Source organism: Moorena sp. SIO3I6 (assembly GCF_010672095.1).
The window spans coordinates 1-2,092 of the sequence record NZ_JAAHHU010000845.1; the positions used below are offsets into that span (position 1 = coordinate 1).

6 protein-coding genes are annotated in these 2,092 nt (G+C 43.9%); 4 read left to right on the top strand and 2 right to left on the bottom strand.

Annotated features, from left to right (window positions below; genetic code table 11):
• Positions 1 to 245 precede the first annotated feature (245 nt).
• Positions 246 to 467: a hypothetical protein gene (locus F6K49_RS43460; RefSeq protein ID WP_293107908.1), complete on the top strand. Its 222-nt coding sequence runs from the start codon at positions 246 to 248 to the stop codon at positions 465 to 467.
• Here the strand turns inward: F6K49_RS43460 and F6K49_RS43465 are convergent.
• Together F6K49_RS43465 and F6K49_RS43470 are read right to left on the bottom strand one after the other, a co-directional pair.
• Entirely contained in the window at positions 405 to 533 is a 129-nt protein-coding gene (locus F6K49_RS43465) for a hypothetical protein (RefSeq protein WP_293107911.1), read from the bottom strand. The genes F6K49_RS43460 and F6K49_RS43465 overlap by 63 nt on opposite strands.
• Before the next feature lie 110 nt (positions 534 to 643).
• Positions 644 to 772 carry a hypothetical protein gene (locus F6K49_RS43470; protein WP_293107914.1) on the bottom strand — a complete coding sequence of 43 codons (129 nt, stop codon included), beginning with the start codon at positions 770 to 772 and terminating at the stop codon, positions 644 to 646.
• 139 nt (positions 773 to 911) lie between these two features.
• Here F6K49_RS43470 and F6K49_RS43475 point away from each other — a divergent pair, with 139 nt between their 5' ends.
• From F6K49_RS43475 to F6K49_RS43485, 3 genes are all read left to right on the top strand, one after another.
• Positions 912 to 1,250: a DUF433 domain-containing protein gene (locus F6K49_RS43475; protein ID WP_293107917.1), complete on the top strand. Its 339-nt coding sequence runs from the start codon at positions 912 to 914 to the stop codon at positions 1,248 to 1,250.
• On the top strand, positions 1,240 to 1,611 hold the full coding sequence (locus F6K49_RS43480; protein ID WP_293107920.1) for a DUF5615 family PIN-like protein: 372 nt from the start codon (positions 1,240 to 1,242) through the stop codon (positions 1,609 to 1,611). The genes F6K49_RS43475 and F6K49_RS43480 overlap by 11 nt, the downstream gene beginning before the upstream one ends.
• A 285-nt stretch (positions 1,612 to 1,896) precedes the next feature.
• On the top strand, positions 1,897 to 2,092 hold a 196-nt coding region (locus F6K49_RS43485; RefSeq protein WP_293107923.1), incomplete at its 3' end, for a nucleotidyltransferase domain-containing protein.

Sequence of the window (2,092 nt, forward strand, 5' to 3'; positions counted from 1 at the left end):
TAAGTTGAGCAAGATTTGCAGGTAGGGTAAAATGATGGGATTGAAAGCCCAACCAAACAACAACAATCCTAGGGTGGGCATTGCTGAGTAGAATTGTAGGGTGGGAATTGCTGATAAAGATCATTATTGAACACCGAGCAATTACATGGGCAATGCCCACCAATGCCCAAACAACCCAAGAGCCATAGTTTATTGACCATAATTTTGACCTTGAGATACCTTTTTATTACCGATTAAATTAAACCATGAAAGAAAAACTCGAACAACGCTTAAAATCCCTAAAATCAGAATATGAAGCTGGTCAAAAAATGCTAGCCGAACTAGAAGCCAAACAAGCCAACCTGCGAGAAACCTTACTCCGGATCAGTGGCGCAATTCAGGTAATCGAAGAAACCTTAGGCCAATCAACTGATACAGGGGAAAACAATACTCAGCCATCGGAGGTAGTTGGTGCTCAAGTAGAGTAGGGAGTAGGGAGTAGGGAGTAGGGAGTCGGGAGTCGGGAGTCGGGAGATATATTGTAGGGTGGGCATTGCTGATTAAGATCGTGATTGAACCCCGAGCCATGAAATGGGCAATGCCCACCAATACCGACCCAACAATTAGGGAGTCGGGAGTGCGATCGCTCTTTTTCTAACCAAACTTAACTAGAGGTATTTGCGATCGCAATTTCCTGCTGTTGGAAACAGGCAATGCCCACCCGACAAGCACTGGAAAATGCGTTCGCGTAGCGTGGCCAAAGGCCAATCGCGTAGCGTGACCTGCATGTCAATCGCTATCAACTTGGTGGGCATTGCTCAGATGAATTCTGGCAGGTAGGCGGCTTGGAAACCGGCAATGCCCACCCTACCAAATATGTGTTCTTGCTTCTTGTGTAGGATCAAGATAACAACAGAGTTCTCAGACCGATCATGCAACTGGAAGATTATTTTGTATTTCTTGCCCCTAATGATATCCGAGTCAGAGGCACAAGAGTAGGAATTGAAACTATCCTCTATGATTTTATCCATCGTCAGCGTACTCCTGAAGAAATCGCGCAAAGTTATCCCACCCTGGAACTAGAGCAAATTTATGCTACGATTCTGTATTACCTGCACAACCACGAAACTGTCAGTACTTACCTGACTAATTGGTTAGACCATGGTCGTAAAATGCTAGAACAACAGCAGCAAAACCCTTCTCCGGTTGTGGTCAAGCTGATGCAACTCAAGGCTGAACGAGAAGCGATCAAGAAGGGAAATGACCATTAAGTATCTACTGGATGAAAATGTTGATCATATCTATCAAGCTCAACTGCGACTGTACAAACCAGACTTAGTGGTGTTGGTAGTTGGTGGTTTGGATGCTCCCCCCAAAAGAACCCTCGATCCAGACATTCTCTGCTGGTGTGAAGAAAATGACTTCGTACTTGTAACAAATAACCGCAGCACTATGCCAGTACATCTAGTGGATCACCTTGCCCAAGGTCGTCATATACCTGGGATTTTAATTCTCAATCCTAATTTCAGCATTGGTCAAACCCTTGATGAATTAATTTTGATTGCTGAGGCATCTTTTGACGACGAATATCAAGATCAAATTATTAATCTACCTCTGTCCAAACTGAGATGATGCCATTGTTGTTAAGGAGAATTGTAGGGTGGGCAAGGCTCTCGGAAGATCAAAATTGCCGATTAATGAAATGGGCAATGCCCACCAATACACAATAATCTTTGGATGGGCAAAGAGTGATGTATTTCATGGGAAGGATTGGGAGCTCGGTTGGTGGGCATTGCTCAGATGAATTCCGGCAGGTAGGCGAGTTGGAAACCGGCAATGCCCACCCTACAAGCTGCTAGGATATAGAGAAACCTGCTCCTACCAACTAATTGCACCTGATAAAAATCCAGAAGAGAAATGAGTGAAAGCCCGGTGTTACCAATTAAGATTCCTAAGGAAGAAATAGAGCAATTTTGCCAGCGTCATCATATTCGCAAATTGTCTTTATTTGGTTCAGTGTTGAGGGATGATTTTACACCGGAGAGTGATGTGGATTTTTTAGTAGAATTTGAACCAGGAAAAACCCCTGGTTTTTTTAGGTTAGCCAGTATGG

What these genes read in the sequence shown, in the direction of transcription:
- F6K49_RS43460 (WP_293107908.1), top strand. Translation starts at nt 246, where the DNA reads ATGAAAGAAAAACTCGAACAACGCTTAAAATCCCTAAAATCAGAATAT.
- F6K49_RS43465 (WP_293107911.1), bottom strand. Translation starts at nt 533, where the DNA reads ATGCCCACCCTACAATATATCTCCCGACTCCCGACTCCCGACTCCCTA.
- F6K49_RS43475 (WP_293107917.1), top strand. Translation starts at nt 912, where the DNA reads ATGCAACTGGAAGATTATTTTGTATTTCTTGCCCCTAATGATATCCGA.
- F6K49_RS43480 (WP_293107920.1), top strand. Translation starts at nt 1,240, where the DNA reads ATGACCATTAAGTATCTACTGGATGAAAATGTTGATCATATCTATCAA.